This is a genomic window from Citrobacter freundii complex sp. 2025EL-00176 (assembly GCF_053309355.1).
In genome coordinates, this window is sequence record NZ_JBRYHT010000036.1 from 1 (window position 1) to 703 (window position 703).

Sequence of the window (703 nt, forward strand, 5' to 3'; positions counted from 1 at the left end):
CCGGGTTGCGGACAGTGTCTGGTGGGTAGTTTGACTGGGGCGGTCTCCTCCTAAAGAGTAACGGAGGAGCACGAAGGTTAGCTAATCCTGGTCGGACATCAGGAGGTTAGTGCAAAGGCATAAGCTAGCTTGACTGCGAGAGTGACGGCTCGAGCAGGTGCGAAAGCAGGTCTTAGTGATCCGGTGGTTCTGAATGGAAGGGCCATCGCTCAACGGATAAAAGGTACTCCGGGGATAACAGGCTGATACCGCCCAAGAGTTCATATCGACGGCGGTGTTTGGCACCTCGATGTCGGCTCATCACATCCTGGGGCTGAAGTAGGTCCCAAGGGTATGGCTGTTCGCCATTTAAAGTGGTACGCGAGCTGGGTTTAGAACGTCGTGAGACAGTTCGGTCCCTATCTGCCGTGGGCGCTGGAGAATTGAGGGGGGCTGCTCCTAGTACGAGAGGACCGGAGTGGACGCATCACTGGTGTTCGGGTTGTCATGCCAATGGCATTGCCCGGTAGCTAAATGCGGAAGAGATAAGTGCTGAAAGCATCTAAGCACGAAACTTGCCCCGAGATGAGTTCTCCCTGAGACTTTAAGTCTCCTGAAGGAACGTTGAAGACGACGACGTTGATAGGTCGGGTGTGTAAGTGTAGCGATACATTGAGCTAACCGATACTAATGAACCGTGAGGCTTAACCTTACAACGCCGAAG

Annotated in this window: 1 rRNA gene; it reads left to right on the forward strand. The window is 53.6% G+C overall.

Annotation, left to right across the window (positions count from 1 at the left end):
• A 23S ribosomal RNA gene (locus tag ACVXHP_RS24205) occupies positions 1 to 691 on the forward strand; the annotation flags it as partial.
• Positions 692 to 703 lie beyond the last annotated feature (12 nt).